Below are 17,252 nucleotides of genomic sequence, written 5' to 3'. Positions count from 1 at the left end.
CACGGGGTTGCACGCCCCGATCCGATCGTTTCACAGCAGGTGCCGACGAGCACCGCGCACCCGCCCGGGCACGCAGCGCGACCTGCCGCCGGGGCGTCCCGGGGACCGGCCCCCAGGATCGTCCGACCGGAGCGGCCCGGGACCGGACGACGGGACCGGCCCGGGATCGGACGGCGGGAATTTCCGGGCACCCGTATGCATTGAGGCGGGCAGAGATAGTTCAATGGTCAACCATTTCAGCCCGCACCCCGGGCACAGCAGCCCCCAGCCACACGGAGGACGGCGAGCACCATGACGGCCACCCCCATCCAGTTCGGGATCTTCACCGTCGGCGACGTGACACCCGACCCCACCACCGGGCGGACGCCGACCGAGCACGAGCGGATCAAGGCGATGCTGGCCATCGCCCTCAAGGCCGAGGAGGTGGGGCTCGACGTCTTCGCCACGGGCGAGCACCACAACCCGCCGTTCGTGCCCTCCTCGCCGACGACCATGCTCGGCTACCTGGCGGCCCGCACCGAGCGGCTGATCCTCTCGACCTCCACCACGCTGATCACCACCAACGACCCGGTGAAGATCGCCGAGGACTTCGCGATGCTCCAGCACCTCGCCGAGGGCCGCGCGGACGTGATGATGGGCCGCGGCAACACCGGCCCCGTCTACCCCTGGTTCGGCCAGGACATCCGGCAGGGCATCCCGCTGGCGATCGAGAACTACGCGCTGCTGCGCAGGCTGTGGACCGAGGACGTGGTCGACTGGCAGGGCCGCTTCCGCACCCCGCTGCAGGGCTTCACCTCCACCCCGCGCCCGCTGGACGGCGTACCGCCGTTCGTCTGGCACGGCTCCATCCGCAGCCCGGAGATCGCCGAGCAGGCCGCCTACTACGGCGACGGCTTCTTCGCCAACAACATCTTCTGGCCCAACGAGCACTTCAAGCGCCTCATCAACCTCTACCGCGACCGCTTCGAGCACTACGGCCACGGCACCCGCGCCCAAGCCCTGGTCGGCCTGGGCGGCCAGGTGTTCATGCGGCGCAGGTCCCAGGACGCGGTCCGCGAGTTCCGCCCCTACTTCGACAACGCGCCCGTCTACGGGCACGGCCCCAGTCTGGAGGAGTTCACCGACCAGACGCCGCTGACCGTCGGCAGCCCGCAGGAGGTGATCGAGAAGACGCTGACCTTCCGCGAGTCCTTCGGCGACTACCAGCGCCAGCTCTTCCTGATGGACCACGCGGGCCTGCCCCTGAAGACCGTGCTGGAGCAGTTGGACATGCTCGGCGAAGAGGTCGTGCCGGTGCTGCGGAAGGAGATGGCCGCCCGGCGCCCGGCGGGCACCGCCGACGCACCGACCCACGCGGCACGGGTCGCCACGGAGCGCTCCGCGCAGGCCGCCGGACGGACCGCCGAGCAGACAGCAGGAGAGCAGAACGAGAAGGGAGCCGCCGTATGACGTCGCACGACAGCGCCCGGGCGGTCCGGCTGGCCGTCGTCTCCGCCGGGCTGAGCGAGCCCTCCGCCACCCGGCTGCTGGCCGACCGGCTGGCCGAGGCGACACGGGTCGCGTTGCGCACGGACGCCGACGTGGACACCGACGTGGACGTCGAGGTCACGACGGTCGAACTGCGGGACGTGGCGACGGAGATCGCGCACAACTTCACCACCGGCTTCGCCGGCGCGTCGCTGCGCGAGGCGATCGGGAAGGTGACGGAGGCGGACGGGCTGATCGCCGTCACCCCCGTCTTCTCCGCGTCCTACAGCGGGCTGTTCAAGTCGTTCTTCGACGTCCTGGAGAAGGACGCGCTCGCGGGCAAGCCGGTACTGCTGGGCGCCACCGGCGGCACCCCACGCCACTCGCTGGTCCTGGAGCACGCCATGCGGCCGCTGTTCAGCTATCTTCGGGCGGTGGCCGTACCCACGGCCGTGTACGCGGCGACCGACGACTGGGCCGCCCCCGACGACGGCGTCACCCCCTCGCTCCCCCGCCGCATCGCCCGCGCGGGCGGCGAACTGGCGGGCCTGATCGCGCCCCGCGCCGCCACCCGGGACGCACGTCCGCAGGAGCCGGACGTGGTGCCGTTCGAACAGCAGTTGGCGGCACTGCGGGTCGAGGACTGAGGGCGGGCGGCCTCCCCGGCCCGTGCGGGCCGGGGAGCTCCCGGGCCGGGGAGATCCTGCCCCTCGGAGCGGCCCCCGGTGATTCCGTCGCTCCCGGCGCGGGCCGGGCGATGGCTGCCTGTGCACACTCACAGCTCCGCGAATCCGCGCAAGTCCGTGCAAGTTCGTGGTGTCTGCTGCCGGGTGGGGGCAAGCTCGTCAGTGCCGTCCCGCACTGAGCACCCGGAGGAGAGCATGGCGCTGCACCGGCTGGGCAAGGACCCGGAGAGCCCGAACAACGGCTCGCCGACCGTGTATCTGGACGACGAGACCGGGAACTACGTCCTGCAGGGATGGCGCGTGACCGATCCGGGGCGGCTGGCGCAGATGGACGTGCCGCCCCATGAGACAGTGATCGAATTTCCGCCCCGCATGATGCAGTTCTTCCCGGAGGTGATCGACCGCAGTGGCAGCGACGTTTGAGGAACTGTTCCGTGCGGCGCGATCCAGCGCGTACCACCTGGAGACACGCGACGGCTACGAGCAGGACGAAGCGTATGCCGAGTGGCAGGCAGGGCACCGGTTCGACGCAGCGGAGCGCTGGCCCTGGTGGATCGAACTGGTGTCGTCGGCTGTCGCCCGGGGGGTCGAGGTCCATCGGGCTCGCGTCATCTCCGAACCGGTGAGCTCCTACATTCGATACGAGCACGCTCTGACGAGCGGGCACAACATCAAGGCGGGCGAAGAGGTGCGCTGGCTGCCACGCCGTCGAGCGAGCACGCTGTTGCTGCCTGGAAACGACCTGTGGCTGTTCGACCGCTCGCAGGTGTTGTTCCATCACTTCGCCGGTGACGGCCGGATGACCGGACAAGAACTGGTGACAGACCCGGCAGTCGTGTCCCGCTGCGCCACCGCCTTCGACGCCGTCTGGGACGCTGCCGTTCCCCATGAGGACTACAGGCTCGACGGCTGAGCTCGGACACAGGACGGAACGTGACGTCTTCCTCCAGCGTGCTGCAGGCCCGCGAAGCCCTTGGCAAACGTCTGCGCGAGCTCCGGAAGGAAGCCGGACTCACTGCCCGGGAACTGGCCTCCAGGGCCGGTTGGCACGAAAGCAAGTGCAGCCGGATCGAACACGCACGCACCGCTCCGGCAGACGACGACCTCCGGACCTGGGCACGGCTGTGCGACGCAGTGGAGCAGACCGCCGACCTGCTCGCCACTTCCCACACCATCGAAGGAGCATACGTCCAGTGGCGCCGCCTGGAGCGCCCCGGCCTGAAGCGCGCGCAGGAATCCGTCCTGCCGTTGTGGAACCGCACGAGGAATTTCCGTGCCTATGCATCTTGGCTGATCCCGGGGCCCTTCCAGACCCGCGCGTACATCGAAGCCCTGCTCTGCGCCATCCGGGACCGTCGTAACGTTCCTGACGATGTGGAAGCGGCCGTTGAGGTACGAGTGGACAAGCAGGAGTTTCTGCACGAAGGGTGCCGCCGCTTCGCGGTTGTACTCGAAGAGAGCGCGCTTCTGCATCGCATCGGCGGCCCGGACACCATGAAGGGTCAGCTCCGGCACCTGCTGTCCGTTGCCACACTGCCGAACGTGAGCCTTGGAGTGATCCCCATGAGCGCCGACCGTTCGGCGCTGTGGCCGGTCGAGGATTTCTGGGCCTTCGATGACAAACAGGTGAATGTGGAATTGGTGTCAGCGTTTCTGACCATTACGCAGCCGAACGAGATGCGTGCCTACCATCAAATCTTTGCGGAACTGGTCGAATTGGCTGTGTATGGAACCCGGGCGCGGACGCTGATCGCTGGGGCGATCGATGCTCTCGATTGAGGGTTTGCAAGTTGGTGCACGTTCGTTGAGAACCCCTCTCCACCGACCATAGCGTCATAAAGGTGAGTTCGGCGGAAGCCGATCACATCGACGCAGAGGAGGCTCATTGATGGGCGGTCATGAAAAGCCGAAGGACGACCCGGAGGACCCGCTCCCGGGTCAGCCTTGGACTCCGCCGCAGGGGCCGCCGGCCCCGGACGGTGGCGCCCCGGAAGGCGACGGGGACCATCGCAAGTGAGCGGCGGCCACGGAAAGGTGGACCGTGCCGATTCCTCCGAGGAGTTGGCACGGTTCCTCCTGAGCTCCGGTGCTCTCTCCTGCGACTGGCTCAGCGCCTTCAGAAACGCACCGCGAAGTGCTTTCCTGCCGGACCTCGTGTGGCCGTACGACATGGCCACGGGTACCAGTCATCCCGTGGACCGACGAGCGGACGCCAAGAGCTGGCAACTGTGGGTGCACAAGAACGTCCCCCTGACGATCCAGTGGGACGACGGCCGGCACAGCGGCAAAGCACCCGGTCACCTCCCGACGAGTTCGGCGAGTATGCCATCGGTCGTCACGCGCATGCTGAGCGATCTGGAGGTGTTCCCGGGTTCCCGGGTGCTGGAAATCGGTACTGGTAGCGGGTGGAACGCAGGTCTGCTGTCGACCCGGCTGGGAAGCCGGAGAGTTGTCACGGTCGAAGTGGACTCGGCAGTCGCGGCACAGGCACGCGCAGCCCTCGCGGAGATCGGGTTGCACCCCGAGGTGATCTGCGCGGACGGGCGGTTCGGCTGGCCGGCGGAGGCCCCCTACGATCGAGTGATCGTAGCGGCTGGTGTGCGGGAGTTCCCCACCGCATGGGCCGAGCAGACCCGCCCGGGCGGGCTCATCGTGGCTCCCTGGGGAACCCACTACTCCGACGAGGACGCGCTGGTCCGGCTGACCGTCGCGGAGGACGGCAGCGCGAGCGGACCCTTTCTTCGGCCTCTGGAGTTCATGAAGCTGCGGGCTCAACGCCTCGACTGGCGCCGGTTCGCCGAGCATGTCGGGGAATTCCCCGGCAATGCCACAGTCTCGTCGACATCGGTGGGCCTGGCGGAACTGAGTCAGGGCCGACGATTCCAGGGAACCGCCTTCATCCTGGGTCTTTGCGTACCGCACTGTGCTCATGTGGTGAACACCGACGCAAGCGGATCGACATTCTGGTTCTTCGACATGGCCGAAGGTTCTCGCGGCTGGGCGTCGGTCGCCTTCCGCGCGGGAATGCGTAGGGCCACGGTTCACCAGAGCGGCCACCGCAGGCTCTGGGACGAGGTCTCGCGGGCACTGGAGTGGTGGCGTGGTGAGGGAAGCCCCACGTTGGATCGCTTCGGGCTCACCGTTACGTCCGGCGGCGACTGCCGACCGTGGCTGGGCGACCCTGCCCACCGCATTCCGGCCTTCGCCCGGTGACCACGCGCGGGACCGCTGCGGTCAAGCGGCCGGTCCGTTGCCGTCGTCCCGAGTCGTCCCCGCGGCGGACCCCGTCGAAGGGGTTCATGAGCGATGCCCAACAACTGCGCCCGGCATTGCACCGCTGTGCACCGGTGCGCTCAGAGTGCACCCTTCTCAATCCTCGGAAGCCGCAACTTCACGATGCACGGTGCTCATTGGATCCGCGGGAACAGGGAGTTCCTCTGGCGCCCATACCGACGTCGACCTCAGGCTCACGGCGTGAAGTCCAGCTTGAAGTTGAAGCCCTGTGCGTCGTGGCCGCCGCCGGTTGGACATACACCCTTGTTGGGCTCGCCGTTCCAGAACATCAACCGGCACTTGCCACAGAAGCGCCACTGGTCCTGGCCGCCTCCCCCGTGGTCGTGGGGCAGGAAGAAGTTGTAACCCTGGGCGTTGTGGACTCCCCCGACCGGGCAAACTCCTTGATTTGCCCGGTCACCAGACCAATACATGGCAAAGCACCGATTGCAAAAGCGCCAGTCGGGCTGCCCGCCATCCGGACCTGCATGCTCGTGCGGGAGGTAGAACATCCAGCCTGCTGCGGCATGCCCCCCGCCAGCGGAACAGACGCCTTTGGACGGAAAGCCGTCGAAGAACATGCTGTGGCAGCGGAAACAGAACCGCCAGGCAGCCTGGCCACGGTTGCGAGCCTGGAACGTCGTGGTGTAGTTGCCGCCGTCTCCGCTGAAGCGCAGGGAGCGTCGAGCTGGATTACCGGTCTCCGCAAGCGCTATGTCCTCGCGCGTGAACCGAAGCTCCTGAGGGTCACCGACGCGATCGTCGAAGTTCGGCGCACCGGTGGGAGTCTCCATCGCCGAGATGAACGCCTGCCGGATCAGATTGACCCGGGTGGTGCGGTCGGCATTGAGGCTGGAGAACAGGGCGCTGTTGACCTGGGCGGCCACCAGGCCGCGCAGTGCCTCTGCGCTGCCGTTGTCATTCTCCATGAGGCCCACCATGAAGATCGCATCGTCGGGGTTCGACAAAGCTCGTTCTTCTCCGTTCAGACCCCAGAAGGAAATGAAGGGAGCGCCGTGCGTTTCCTTCGCGTCGACGTCCTCGAAGGGGCCGTAGCGGTACGCACGCGATGCAGGAATGGGGAGCGGAAATCCGGCGACAGGGAGGCTGGCGGACAAGTCGACTGCCGCGACGATCACGTAGGGTTCGTCAGCGCCGACTTCGTCGGTCTCTGTGTGGCAGCGGATGCTCTCCAAGGTTGCATAGATCATGGAGTGCGCCTTCCGTTCGTGGATTACATCTGTGTTCCCGGCAGCTCGTTCAGCTGAGAGGAGTTGGCGATGCAGGAAAGTTCCGGATGTACTGAGGGGGCTGCGCAAGAATTCATCGCCAACGACTTTTCCGATCGCCCTCCGGACAAGAGGAACCTGCAAACCGATCACGGAAGGGGCGTTCGGCACAGCAGCTGCATTTTCTGATCACAGATGGTCGTGACGGTGGTGTCGGCGCTGGTAACGGGCTGTCGCTACCGCTTGGTCCCGACGGCGCCAAGCGCTCCTGTGCAGGACGTGGTCGCGGTCGCGGACCGGCGGGGACAGCACGGGGGCGGGCAGGAGGTAGACGAGTTCGGGGCCGGCCAGGAACGAACCCGATACCGACGCCGTCGTCGAAAGAAACGCAGTCGGTCCCCTCCGCCTCGCGGTTCATCCTGCGTTCGAGTGCTCCCCGTCTTCGCAACGGGTGTTGCCCAACGTATCAACGTGCGTATGGTGAGTCACCGGCATTCCGGCCGACCCAGCACCCCCTTGGGTCCGGTGCGCGCCGCGGCTGCCCCCTGCGGTGGCCGACAGCGGAGCGACGTGGTGTCCGAACCTGACGTCGTCACAATTCGGCTGGGCGACGCCAGGGCGACCGCGGCGGATTCAGACAGTCCGTTCACCCGGCGCACGCGAGCCTCGCCCGGGTTTTGCCCCGTCCGCATCCGGAGAACCACGCAAGGCCCTCGGACGTGGAGCCACACACGAGGACCAGACGACCGGGAACCGGCCGCATCAAGCCTTGATGTCACCGACGAACGCCCGCCAGGCGGCCTGCGGGAACGACAGCGCTCCGCGCTCGACGGCCTTACTGTCCCGCACCGGAACCGGGCCGCCGTCGGACACGAGACCCGGCGCCCACTCGACGCAGTTGCCCCCTTGGCCGTCGCTGTAGCTGGACTTGATCCATTGCGTTTCGCTCATGGTCATCCTTCACAGAGCTGATGTAGTCCAATGAATGGTCAGGGCTCAGCGCACAGGCGCGCAAGCGATCAAAGATCTCCACAGTGTCGCGTACGGCTTTCGGAGCGTCATAACACTGTCCGACCTGCGGCCCCTCGACGTAGACGCGGGGCGCGTCGCTGGGGAGTTCAAGGATCGCGAAGGGGGTGCTGATTGCCACCTCCGCTTGGGGGTACGGGAGCACCTGCAGTGTCAGCGTCTGCCGCCGTCGCATCTCTGCGATGAGGTACCGGAGTTGCTCCGCCATCACACGTGACGAGCCCACCTGCACGCGCAGGCACGCCTCGTGCAGCACTACGAAGATCCGCGGCGGGTCGGCCCTCTCCAGGATCTCCCGTCGGCGCAGACGACTCACAGTTTTCGCTTCCAGGTCACGGTCGGAGACCGAAGTCCGCCCTTGCCGCAGAACTGCACGCGCGTACGCCTCCGTTTGAAGCAGTCCCACGATGAACGTCGTTGAGAAGTCACGAATCGTCTCAGCTTCCCGCTCGGCATCCATGTGAGGGGCGAACCACGCGGGGTACTCCCCATCGATCACGCGCCGCAGTTGCCGCACGAACAGATCCCCCGTGCCGAATGTGCGGTCGCACGCCTCGGCGAACTTCAGGGAAGGCATGAACTCGCCCGACTCCACGCGGCTCACATAGCTCTGGGTGTAGCCGGTGGCGGAGGCGAATGCCGTCTGGGAGATACGGCGGGCTCGTCTGACGCGGCGGACGTCCTCACCAAGACTCGGCGGAATACTCATCCCCGCTGGCCACTTGCGTGTCCCACCCATGCCGACCTGCCTTTACGTTCCCCAGTACAAGTCCGTTGCCGAGCAACCTCATGAGAAGAGGTGCTCATAACGCACCATCCTAGCCGTTTGCGTGTTGTTCTCACCACAGAAAGTGACCAGCGGACGGCAGGGCAGGCACCATGGAGCGAAGCAAACCCCCCGGCGGTCACCGGGAAGAGGACTCCCCGCAGGAGGAGGCGCGGCCCTGCGAGGACTGTGCCTGGTTCCGCACGATGATCAACCGGGCGGCGGGGGATCCGGAGCCGCGGGCCGATCTGGAGGCGCTCTTCGGCGCGCATCTGCGCCGCAAGCACACCCCGGCGGCGTCCGGCGCCGGCCGGCACCTGCGGAGCGTGTGACATGTGGGCGGTCGGCGAGGTGGCGCAGGACCGGAAGAGCGGGAAGACCGGCGAGATCATCCAGGCGACGGGGCCACCACCGGTCATCTACCGGCTGATGCTGCACGAGGGCACCCCGCCCATCGTCGTCTACCGGTACGGCGACCAGTTGCGGCGCGTGCCGGCTTCCGCGCGTCCGCCGGAGGAACGAACGTTTCCTCCCCCCGCTCCGTCCTCGTCCTGAGCGAGGCCGTCCGAGCCTCGGCGGCCCCGTGCGCACCGAGCGTCATACCCGAGAGGGACACCGCGGGTGCGCTCCGCGGAGGGACGTGCGTGCGGGGGCGGGATTCCTAGCGTCGGCCGGGCACCCGGTCCCCGCACGGAAGGCCCCCGGTCATGGCGATGCGTACTCCTCTCGCGGCGCAGGGCGCCCGCGTCCCGTTCGCCCACCGCATCGGCGCCGCCACGCCGCCCGGGCGCGACCGGGGCGCCGACTCGCTGCGTGCGCTCGCGGTCTGCGGAGTGGTGTGCGGGCACTGGCTGGTGACGGCGCTGGTGTCCGACGGCGGCGCTCTGCACGGGGCGAGCCCGCTGACGTATCTGCCCGAACTCGTCCCGGCAACCTGGCTGTTCCAGACGCTGGCCGTCTTCTTCCTGGTGGGTGGCTGGGCGGCGCACAAGGGATGGGCTGCGGCGCGGGAGCGGGGCGTCGGCTACCGGGCGTGGCTGCGGGCCCGGCTGGTGCGGCTCGCGCGGCCGGTGGCGGCGCTGCTGTGCGTGTGGATGCTGGCGGCGGGGCTGCTGCTCGTGTGCGGCACCGACGCGGGGACGGTACGGACGCTGCTGAAGCTCGTCGTCTCCCCGCTGTGGTTCCTCCTGGTGTACGCGGCGCTGACGGCAGCCACGCCGCTGGTGGCCTCTCTGCATCCGCTGTGGCCGTTCGCCGTCGTGCTGCATGTGGACCTGCTGCGGCTGGCGCCGGGCGGACCGCAGTGGCTGGGCTGGGTCGATCTGGGTGCGGGCTGGCTGGTGCCGTACTGCCTGGGGGCGGCCTGGTCGCGCGGGGCGCTGCGGGAGCGGAGGACGGCCTGGGCGCTGCTGCTGGGCGGCTCCGCCGCCACCGGTGTGCTCGTCCTGGCGGGCGGCTATCCGGCGGCCATGGTCGGGGTGCCGGGTGCGGCACTGTCGAATCTGAACCCGCCGACGCCGGCGGCCGTCACCTTCGGGCTCGCCCAGTGCGGCGGTGCGCTGCTGCTGCACGGGCCGTTGCGGCGCTGGTGTGCGCGGCCGCGCGTATGGGCGGCTGTGGCGCTGGTCAACCTGTCCGCGATGACGGTCTTTTTGTGGCACCAGAGTGCGCTGCTGGCGGTCACCCTGGCCGGTCTGCGGGCGGGCGCGCCGCTGCCTGGACTGCACACCGCGCCCGACGGGCTCGACTGGGTGCTCGCCAGACTGCTGTGGCTGCCGGTGTTCGCAGCGGTGCTGTCGGCCTGTTGGGCCGTCTTCCACCGGTACGAGCGGGGGCGGCGGCCCCGGAGCGAGAGCAGGGTGGTGGCCACGGGCTCACCGGCCGGTTCGGCGACGGTGGGGCGTGTCTAGGCTGACGGTCATGACGGGGGTGAGGCGATGAGGCGCCGGGTGCGGGGCCTGGGGAAGGGCGTGCGGAACCTGCCCCGCGCGCTGCGCGAGGACCTGTTCGGCTGGGCCGGCACTCCGCGAGGGCGGACGGGGTCGGGCGCCGGAAACGTGAGCGGCACCGGGCACGTGAGCGGCTGGCTGATCTGGCGGCCGATCGTCGTCCTCGCCACGTCGATGGCCGCCTTGGTCATCGCCATCTTCCACATCAACATGCTCACCGGCGGCCCCTTCCGGGTCTTCGGCGCTGCGGACGCGGTGCTGTTCGGGGGTGCGCAGGCGGCCGCGCTGGTGCTGGCCGTCTTCCGGCCGGTGATGGCCTGGTGGGTGGTGACCGTCACCATGGCGGTCATCGCACTGGCCGCCGGTGCGCCGCCCCCGTATCTGCGGCAGTCCCCGTGGACGGTGCCGGAAGTGGTCTGCCAGGCGGGGGTGCTGCTGCTGCTCGCGCTGCGCAGGCGTCCCCGGGCGGCGCTGGGGGCACTGCTGCTGACGGTGCTGAGCGGTGTGCTGTGCGCCCTGGCCGACGGGCAGTTGCTGGGCCCGCCCGCGATCCGCGACTTCCCCGTGGACGTCCTCGTCCTGACGCTGGCCGTGGTGGTCGGCAGCGCCCTGCACGGTCGCCAGGCAGCGCGCACCGAACTGGTCGTCCAGGAGGAGCGGACCGCCGAGGAGCGCACCCGGCGCACCCTGCTGGAGGAGCGCAACCGCATCGCCCGTGAGCTGCACGACGTGGTCGCCCACCACATGTCCGTCATCTCCATCCAGGCGCAGGCCGCGCCGCATCTGACGGAGAACCCCTCCGAGGAGCTGCGGGAGTCGCTGGCCGGGATCCGGCAGAACGCCGTGGAGGCGCTGGCCGAACTGCGCCGGGTGCTGGGCGTCCTGCGCGCCGAGGACGCGCTCACCGACCGGCACGCGCCGCAGCCCACGCTGGAGCGGTTGCCGGAGCTGGTCGCCAACGTCCGGGCCGCCGGACTCACGGTGACCACGCGGATCAGCGGCGAGCCCTGTCCGCTGCCTCCCGGCATGGAGGTGTCGGTCTACCGCATCGTGCAGGAGGCGCTCAGCAATGTGCTGCGGCACGCGCCGGGGGCCGAGGCGGAGGTGGAGATCGGCTACCGCCCCACGGAGGTGACCGTGCGGGTGGTCGACGGCGGGCCGGCGCCGGGCAGGACCGCACCGGCCGCAGCCGCTCCGGCCGCGCCCGGTGCGGGTCACGGGTTGCCGGGAATGCGCGAACGGGCCGCGATGCTGGGCGGCACGCTGCGGGCCGGTGCGACGCCGGGCGGCGGCTGGCGGGTGGTGGCGGCGCTACCCCTGCCCTCCCCCGCCGGTGCCGCACCGAGCACCGGGAGTGCCCGGCCCACGGACATCACCCGGACCGCCAAAACCACCGGGGACGCCGGAACCATCCGTACCGCCGAGACCGCCGAGGACCCTTCGTGACCACGATCCGCGTACTGCTGGCCGACGACCAGAAGATGGTCCGCCAGGGCTTCACCGTGCTGCTGGACGCGGAACCGGACATCACCGTGGCCGGTCAGGCGGTCGACGGGCTGGAGGCGGTGGAGCGCACCGCCGAACTGGCGCCCGACGTCGTGCTGATGGACGTGCGGATGCCGCGGCTGGGCGGCATCGAGGCGACGCGCCGCATCACCGAGGGGCGTACCGGCGGCGCCGCTGACCCGAAGGTCCTGGTGCTGACCACGTTCGACCTGGACGAGTACGTCTTCGAGGCGCTGCGCGCCGGGGCCTCCGGGTTCCTGCTCAAGGACGCCTCGGCGGCCGAACTCGCCGACGCGGTCCGGGTGGTGGCCCGGGGGGAGGCGCTGCTCGCGCCGAATCTGACCAAGCTGCTGATCGAGAAGTTCGCGGGGATGCCGGACGGGCCGGGCGGGGCCCGGCTCAAGGAGCGGGTCGCCGATCTCACCGAGCGCGAGACGGAGGTGCTCGCGCTCGTCGCGCGCGGACTGTCGAATCTGGAGATCGCCGGAGAGCTGGTGGTCGCCGAGCAGACGGTCAAGACCCATGTGAGCCGCGTCCTGGTCAAACTGGGCCTGCGGGACCGCACCCAGGCCGCGGTCTTCGCCTACGAGACGGGGCTGGTGCGGCCGGGCCGCCTTTGAAGGCGCCCCGCGGCACGCGACCGCGGCCCGGTGTGTGGGGCACCGGGCCGCGGAAGGTGGGGGGTGTGCCGGGCGTCGTCGTCACCCGGCCGTGTTGCGGGGTGTCACTCGACGATGTTCAGCAGCAGGTTGGGCGAGCCCTGCCCGGGGTTGCCGACGACGTCCGCGGAGGCGCCGTCGGTCAGCGCCTTGGAGACGGCCTCGGGGGTGGCGTCCTTGTGGCCCGAGAGGTAGACCGCCGCGGCGCCGGCGACGTGCGGGGAGGCCATCGAGGTGCCGGAGATGGTGTCGGTGGCGTCGTCGCCGGTGTTCCAGGCTCCGGTGATGTCGACGCCGGGCGCGTACAGGTCGAGCGCGTCGCCGTAGTTGGAGAAGCTCGCCTGCGCGTCCTTGTCGTCGGTCGCACCGACGGTGAGGGCTTCCTTCACCCGGGCGGGAGAGCTGTTCCCGGCGTCCGAGGACTCGTTGCCGGCCGCCACGGCGAAGGTGACGCCCGCCTTGATGGAGTTCTGCACGGCCGTGTCCAGCGCCTCGTCCGCGCCGCCGCCCAGCGACATGTTGGCGACCGAGGGCGACTCGGCGTTCTTGGTGACCCAGTCGATACCGGCGACGACCTGCTCGGTGGTGCCGGAGCCCTGGTCGTCCAGGACCCGGACGGCCACCACGTCGGCCTTCTTCGCCACGCCGTGCGCCTCGCCCGCCACGGTGCTGGCGACGTGGGTGCCGTGGCCGTTGCCGTCCGAGGCGTCGTCGTCGCCGTCGACCGCGTCGAAGCCGCTGGTGGCGCGGCCGCCGAAGTCCTTGTGGGTGGTGCGGACACCGGTGTCGATGATGTAGGCGGTCACGCCCTCGCCCGCGCTGTCCGGGTAGGCGTACGTGTCGTCCAGGTTCAGCTCGGGGGTGTCGATGCGGTCCAGGCCCCAGGAGGGCGGGTTGGCCTGCTCGCCGGTGACGGTGTGCTTCTGGTTGGCGTAGACCTTGTCCACCGCCGGGTCGGCGGCCAGCTCCGCGGCCTCGCTCGCCGACATCTTCGCGGAGTAGCCGTTGAGGGCCTTGGTGAAGGTCCTGCGGACCTTGCCGCCGTGCTCGGAAATGACCGAACGGCCCTTGGCCGCAGCCGCTTTGGTGCGCACGGCCGACTTCTTCATGGTGACGATGTAGCTGCCCTTGACGGCCTGCGCCGAGTGCGCGCCGAGCACGGTGCCGTGCGCCGGGGCCTCGGGGGACGCGTTCGCGGGGAGCGCTGTGACGGTGCCGACCGCTGCCGCGGCCACCGCGGCCGAGATGCCGAGGGCGACTTTGCTGCGCGTCACTGCCATGGGGAGGGTTCCTCCTCGTGTGGGGGGTGCGCATGTGGGGTGCGCGATCGGCACGCTAGAGGCATGGTCACGAGCAGGACAAGGGTTCGATCTGTCGCCCGGCCGAAGAGCAATTGCCCAACGAGCGGTCATACTTGGCGATTCGGGCGTGGCTCGGATGTCCCCGACTGCGGAAGCCAGCCGAGGCTGGCGGCGCGCATCCCGAGCTGGAACCGGGTCGTCGCCCCCAGCCGCCCCATCAGCCCGTGCAGCCGCCGCTGGAAGGTGCGATAGCTGATGCCGAGCTGCCGGGCCATCACCTGGTCGGTCATGCCGGTGGCCAGCAGGGCCAGCAGCTTGGACTCCTGCGCGGTCGGGCCGTCCGGGGCACCGGGGCTGCGGCCCGAGAGGTACTCCGAGATCGGCAGCGCCCGCCCCCACAGCACCTCGAAGAAGTCGCACAGCACCTCCAGCAGGCCGGAGGGGTGCACGACGACGCTGCTGGCCAGCTCGTTCGGCGCGGCGCGCAGCGGGATCAGCGCCATGCAGTCGTCGGCGATCAGCATCTTCGTCGGGGTGTCGGCCATCACCCGGGCATCCTCGCCCAGTTCGGCCGCCGCGCCGATGTCCGTGTCGAACCGGTGGGAGGTGGTGAGCCCGTCGGTGTCGTAGATGACCCGGTAGTTGACGCCGCGCCGCAGCATCTGGGCCTGCACCGGCATCATGCCGGTCTTCGGGTCGAGCCGGTCGGGGTCGCTGTTGGCGTAGGGCGGCCGGTCGATGCCCCGGATCTCGGCGCGCGCGCTGCGCTGGAGCTGGTCGACCTGGCGGATCACGGCGGCCCGTCCCGTGACGATCTCCACCAGCTCCAGGGGGTCGCGGCCCGCCGCCTGGACGCGGAACCGCGCGGCCAGGTGCTGGATGTGCCGCCGCGTACGATGGATCTCCTCCTCGCGGGCGAGCAGCAGCGACTCGAAGGCGATCTCCGGTGCCACCGGCAGATAGCGCTCGGCGCCTCTGCTGCCCCGGTCCGCGGGGAAGCGCCCCACGAGGTTGAGTCTCTCCAGTGCGGCGAGCGCGGCCCGTACCCGCGCGGCCCCCACTCCCGCCGCTGCCCGCAACTCGTGGACGGTCACGGCGCCGTCCACCAGTGCCTCGTAGACCTGCTGCTGGACAGGGTCGAGATCAAGAGCCTCCAACATGCTGGGCATCCTGTGTGTGGTGGCGAGTTCACGTCAATGACCGAACGCCGCCACCGCCTCGTCATAAATGCAGGAAACCTGCGAATTCCGACGCGGAGCACCGGCGCATACCCCCTGCGGGCATCCGGCCGGGCTGCCCGCGTGCGACCCAGGCCGACCGGCCCCGGGGAGGAGACGGCCACGACATCTTCCGCAGCCGGTTCGGGGTGAGGACGGCACTCGCTACCGCACGTAGCGCCCCGGTGCGGTCTCCGTACGCGCACGGCCCCCCGGAGGCTTCGGACGAGGCGGAGGCGGGTCCCGGGCGCGCCCATGGGCCCGCGCCGTGGGCGGCAGGGGCCGCACCGGGCGGGTGCCCCGAGCCATAACGTCAGCCCGACGATTACACTCGGGCGCGTGGCTCAACTACGTCTCGCGCTGAATCAGATCGACTCCACCGTCGGCGACCTGGAGGGGAACGCCGCCGCGGTCCTCCGCTGGACCCGGCACTCCGTCGAACGGGGCGCCCACCTGGTCGCCTTCCCGGAGATGATGCTGACCGGCTACCCGGTCGAGGACCTGGCGCTGCGCAGGTCGTTCGTGGAGGCGAGCCGCACCGCCGTGCGGGAACTCGCCCGGCGGCTGGCCGACGAGGGGCTCGGCGAGGTGCCGGTCGTCGTCGGCTATCTGGACCGCTGCGCGCAGGCCCGGCCGCACTACGGCCAGCCCGCGGGCGCTCCGCAGAACGCAGCCGCCGTGCTGCACCGGGGCGAGGTCGTGCTGACCTTCGCCAAGCACCACCTGCCGAACTACGGGGTCTTCGACGAGTTCCGGTACTTCGTGCCGGGCGACACCATGCCGGTCGTCCGGGTGCACGGTGTCGATGTCGCGCTCGCCATCTGCGAGGACCTCTGGCAGGAGGGCGGCCGGGTCCCGGCGGCGCGCAGCGCGGGGGCCGGACTGCTGCTGTCGATCAACGCCTCGCCCTACGAGCGGGACAAGGACGACACCCGGCTGGAGCTGGTGCGCAAACGGGCGCAGGAGGCGGGCTGCACCACCGCCTACCTCGCGGAGGTCGGCGGCCAGGACGAGCTGGTCTTCGACGGCGACTCGATCGTCGTGGACGCGGACGGGCAGGTGCTGGCGCGGGCGCCCCAGTTCGAGGAGCGGTGCGTCGTGCTGGACGTGGAGCTGCCGGCGGCTGCCACCACCCCGCCGTCGGGCGAGGTGGACGACGGCCTGCGCATCGACCACCGCGTCGTCTCCGCCGAACCGCTGCCCGCCTACCCGCCGGAGGCCGTCGGCAGCGAGGCACCGCGGCTGGCCGACGACGAGGAGATCTACACCGCGCTGGTGGTCGGACTGCGCGCGTACGTGGTCAAGAACGGTTTCAGCTCGGTGCTGATCGGGCTCTCCGGCGGCATCGACTCGGCACTGACCGCCGCGATCGCCTGCGACGCGGTCGGAGCCGAGCACGTATACGGCGTCTCGATGCCCTCGCGCTACTCCTCCGAGCACTCCAGGGAGGACGCGGCGGAGCTCGCGGAGCGCACCGGGCTGCACTTCCGCACGGTCGAGATCGAGCCGATGTTCGCGGCCTACATGGACTCGCTGGGCCTCACCGGGCTCGCGGAGGAGAACCTCCAGGCGCGGCTGCGCGGCACGACGCTGATGGCCCTCTCCAACCAGGAGGGCCCCATCGTGCTGGCCCCGGGGAACAAGTCGGAGCTGGCGGTGGGCTATTCGACGCTGTACGGCGACGCGGTGGGCGCCTACGGCCCGATCAAGGACGTCTACAAGACGAACGTGTTCCGCCTCGCGACGTGGCGCAACCGCGCGGCCGAGGAGCGCGGCGACACCCCGCCCATCCCGGAGCGCTCGATCACCAAACCCCCCAGCGCCGAGCTGGCACCCGGGCAGGTGGACAGCGACTCGCTGCCCGACTACGACGTGCTCGACCGCGTCCTGAAGCGCTACGTCGACGGCGACCAGGGCGCCGAGGCGATCATCGCGGCGGGCTTCGACGCGGAGACGGTGACCCGGGTGCTGCGGATGACGGACCGGGCCGAGTACAAACGCCGGCAGTACCCGCCGGGCACGAAGATCTCCCCCAAGGGCTTCGGCAAGGACCGTCGGCTGCCGATCACCAACCGGTGGCGGGAGGGCTGACGGCCCCCGCCCGGAGCTGCCGCCGGCCGCGGGAGACCGGCGGCATCCCGTCCCGTCGGCCCCGCCGGCTCGCGGGGTC

The 17,252-nt window shown here is 70.1% G+C and carries 16 protein-coding genes and 1 pseudogene; 12 read left to right on the top strand and 5 right to left on the bottom strand.

From position 1 onward, the window contains the following. Positions 1-306: 306 nt before the first annotated feature. The 6 genes from ACFYNS_RS03850 to ACFYNS_RS03825 all read left to right on the top strand — a co-directional run bounded on the left by ACFYNS_RS03850 (position 307) and on the right by ACFYNS_RS03825 (position 5,366). Complete coding sequence (locus tag ACFYNS_RS03850; protein ID WP_388600876.1) at positions 307-1,449, top strand: LLM class flavin-dependent oxidoreductase; 1,143 nt, start codon at positions 307-309, stop codon at positions 1,447-1,449. Continuing rightward, positions 1,446-2,114 (top strand): FMN reductase, encoded by a 669-nt coding sequence (locus tag ACFYNS_RS03845; RefSeq protein ID WP_388600585.1) that lies wholly within the window; start codon positions 1,446-1,448, stop codon positions 2,112-2,114. Before ACFYNS_RS03850 ends, ACFYNS_RS03845 begins: the two co-directional genes overlap by 4 nt. Positions 2,115-2,348: 234 nt before the next feature. Further along, positions 2,349-2,576 carry a hypothetical protein gene (locus tag ACFYNS_RS03840; RefSeq protein ID WP_388600583.1) on the top strand — a complete coding sequence of 76 codons (228 nt, stop codon included), beginning with the start codon at positions 2,349-2,351 and terminating at the stop codon, positions 2,574-2,576. Next, the gene (locus tag ACFYNS_RS03835; protein WP_388600580.1) at positions 2,560-3,066 is read left to right on the top strand and encodes a DUF6879 family protein; all 507 of its coding nucleotides are present in this window, start codon (positions 2,560-2,562) and stop codon (positions 3,064-3,066) included. The genes ACFYNS_RS03840 and ACFYNS_RS03835 overlap by 17 nt, the downstream gene beginning before the upstream one ends. Before the next feature lie 20 nt (positions 3,067-3,086). Beyond that, positions 3,087-3,932 carry a helix-turn-helix domain-containing protein gene (locus ACFYNS_RS03830; protein ID WP_388600578.1) on the top strand — a complete coding sequence of 282 codons (846 nt, stop codon included), beginning with the start codon at positions 3,087-3,089 and terminating at the stop codon, positions 3,930-3,932. Positions 3,933-4,166: 234 nt separating this feature from the next. After that, positions 4,167-5,366, top strand: coding sequence for a methyltransferase domain-containing protein (locus tag ACFYNS_RS03825; protein ID WP_388600576.1), 1,200 nt, complete (start codon positions 4,167-4,169; stop codon positions 5,364-5,366). A gap of 254 nt (positions 5,367-5,620) precedes the next feature. On the opposite strand, the gene ACFYNS_RS03820 is transcribed toward ACFYNS_RS03825, so the two are convergent. The 3 genes and pseudogenes from ACFYNS_RS03820 to ACFYNS_RS03810 all read right to left on the bottom strand — a co-directional run. Beyond that, a complete protein-coding gene (locus ACFYNS_RS03820) occupies positions 5,621-6,637 on the bottom strand; it encodes a hypothetical protein (RefSeq protein ID WP_388600573.1) in 1,017 nt (338 codons plus the stop codon). Positions 6,638-7,417: 780 nt separating this feature from the next. Continuing rightward, positions 7,418-7,606, bottom strand: a complete 189-nt coding sequence (locus ACFYNS_RS03815; protein WP_388600571.1) for a DUF397 domain-containing protein — start codon at positions 7,604-7,606, stop codon at positions 7,418-7,420. Between the two features lie 28 nt (positions 7,607-7,634). After that, positions 7,635-8,393 (bottom strand): annotated as a pseudogene (locus ACFYNS_RS03810) (helix-turn-helix transcriptional regulator); the annotation flags it as partial. A gap of 170 nt (positions 8,394-8,563) precedes the next feature. Here ACFYNS_RS03810 and ACFYNS_RS03805 point away from each other — a divergent pair. From ACFYNS_RS03805 to ACFYNS_RS03785, 5 genes are all read left to right on the top strand, one after another. Beyond that, positions 8,564-8,782: a hypothetical protein gene (locus ACFYNS_RS03805; protein WP_388600568.1), complete on the top strand. Its 219-nt coding sequence runs from the start codon at positions 8,564-8,566 to the stop codon at positions 8,780-8,782. A gap of 1 nt (position 8,783) precedes the next feature. Beyond that, positions 8,784-9,005: a hypothetical protein gene (locus ACFYNS_RS03800; protein ID WP_388600565.1), complete on the top strand. Its 222-nt coding sequence runs from the start codon at positions 8,784-8,786 to the stop codon at positions 9,003-9,005. A 152-nt stretch (positions 9,006-9,157) separates the two neighbouring features. After that, complete coding sequence (locus tag ACFYNS_RS03795) at positions 9,158-10,360, top strand: acyltransferase (protein ID WP_388600563.1); 1,203 nt, start codon at positions 9,158-9,160, stop codon at positions 10,358-10,360. Between the two features lie 27 nt (positions 10,361-10,387). Beyond that, positions 10,388-11,845: a sensor histidine kinase gene (locus ACFYNS_RS03790; RefSeq protein ID WP_388600560.1), complete on the top strand. Its 1,458-nt coding sequence runs from the start codon at positions 10,388-10,390 to the stop codon at positions 11,843-11,845. After that, positions 11,842-12,525, top strand: a complete 684-nt coding sequence (locus tag ACFYNS_RS03785; RefSeq protein ID WP_360293438.1) for a response regulator transcription factor — start codon at positions 11,842-11,844, stop codon at positions 12,523-12,525. The genes ACFYNS_RS03790 and ACFYNS_RS03785 overlap by 4 nt, the downstream gene beginning before the upstream one ends. Positions 12,526-12,629: 104 nt before the next feature. On the opposite strand, the gene ACFYNS_RS03780 is transcribed toward ACFYNS_RS03785, so the two are convergent. Beyond that, complete coding sequence (locus ACFYNS_RS03780; RefSeq protein ID WP_388600556.1) at positions 12,630-13,844, bottom strand: S8 family serine peptidase; 1,215 nt, start codon at positions 13,842-13,844, stop codon at positions 12,630-12,632. 128 nt (positions 13,845-13,972) lie between these two features. Continuing rightward, a complete protein-coding gene (locus ACFYNS_RS03775) occupies positions 13,973-15,025 on the bottom strand; it encodes a helix-turn-helix transcriptional regulator (protein WP_388600552.1) in 1,053 nt (350 codons plus the stop codon). A 396-nt stretch (positions 15,026-15,421) separates the two neighbouring features. On the opposite strand from ACFYNS_RS03775, the gene ACFYNS_RS03770 reads away from it, so the two are divergent. Continuing rightward, positions 15,422-17,173 (top strand): NAD+ synthase, encoded by a 1,752-nt coding sequence (locus ACFYNS_RS03770; RefSeq protein ID WP_360293447.1) that lies wholly within the window; start codon positions 15,422-15,424, stop codon positions 17,171-17,173. The last annotated feature ends 79 nt before the right edge of the window (positions 17,174-17,252 follow it).

The sequence above is a fragment of the Streptomyces sp. NPDC006925 genome (genome assembly GCF_042869575.1).
GTDB lineage: Bacteria > Actinomycetota > Actinomycetes > Streptomycetales > Streptomycetaceae > Streptomyces.
This window is presented reverse-complemented; position numbering and strand designations above follow the sequence as displayed.

Bases quoted from the DNA above. Each gene is read 5' to 3' on its own strand.
- ACFYNS_RS03795 (WP_388600563.1), top strand. From the start codon at position 9,158: ATGGCGATGCGTACTCCTCTCGCGGCGCAGGGCGCCCGCGTCCCGTTC.
- ACFYNS_RS03800 (WP_388600565.1), top strand. From the start codon at position 8,784: ATGTGGGCGGTCGGCGAGGTGGCGCAGGACCGGAAGAGCGGGAAGACC.
- ACFYNS_RS03840 (WP_388600583.1), top strand. From the start codon at position 2,349: ATGGCGCTGCACCGGCTGGGCAAGGACCCGGAGAGCCCGAACAACGGC.
- ACFYNS_RS03780 (WP_388600556.1), bottom strand. From the start codon at position 13,844: ATGGCAGTGACGCGCAGCAAAGTCGCCCTCGGCATCTCGGCCGCGGTG.
- ACFYNS_RS03790 (WP_388600560.1), top strand. From the start codon at position 10,388: ATGAGGCGCCGGGTGCGGGGCCTGGGGAAGGGCGTGCGGAACCTGCCC.
- ACFYNS_RS03805 (WP_388600568.1), top strand. From the start codon at position 8,564: ATGGAGCGAAGCAAACCCCCCGGCGGTCACCGGGAAGAGGACTCCCCG.
- ACFYNS_RS03845 (WP_388600585.1), top strand. From the start codon at position 1,446: ATGACGTCGCACGACAGCGCCCGGGCGGTCCGGCTGGCCGTCGTCTCC.
- ACFYNS_RS03775 (WP_388600552.1), bottom strand. From the start codon at position 15,025: ATGTTGGAGGCTCTTGATCTCGACCCTGTCCAGCAGCAGGTCTACGAG.
- ACFYNS_RS03815 (WP_388600571.1), bottom strand. From the start codon at position 7,606: ATGAGCGAAACGCAATGGATCAAGTCCAGCTACAGCGACGGCCAAGGG.
- ACFYNS_RS03820 (WP_388600573.1), bottom strand. From the start codon at position 6,637: ATGATCTATGCAACCTTGGAGAGCATCCGCTGCCACACAGAGACCGAC.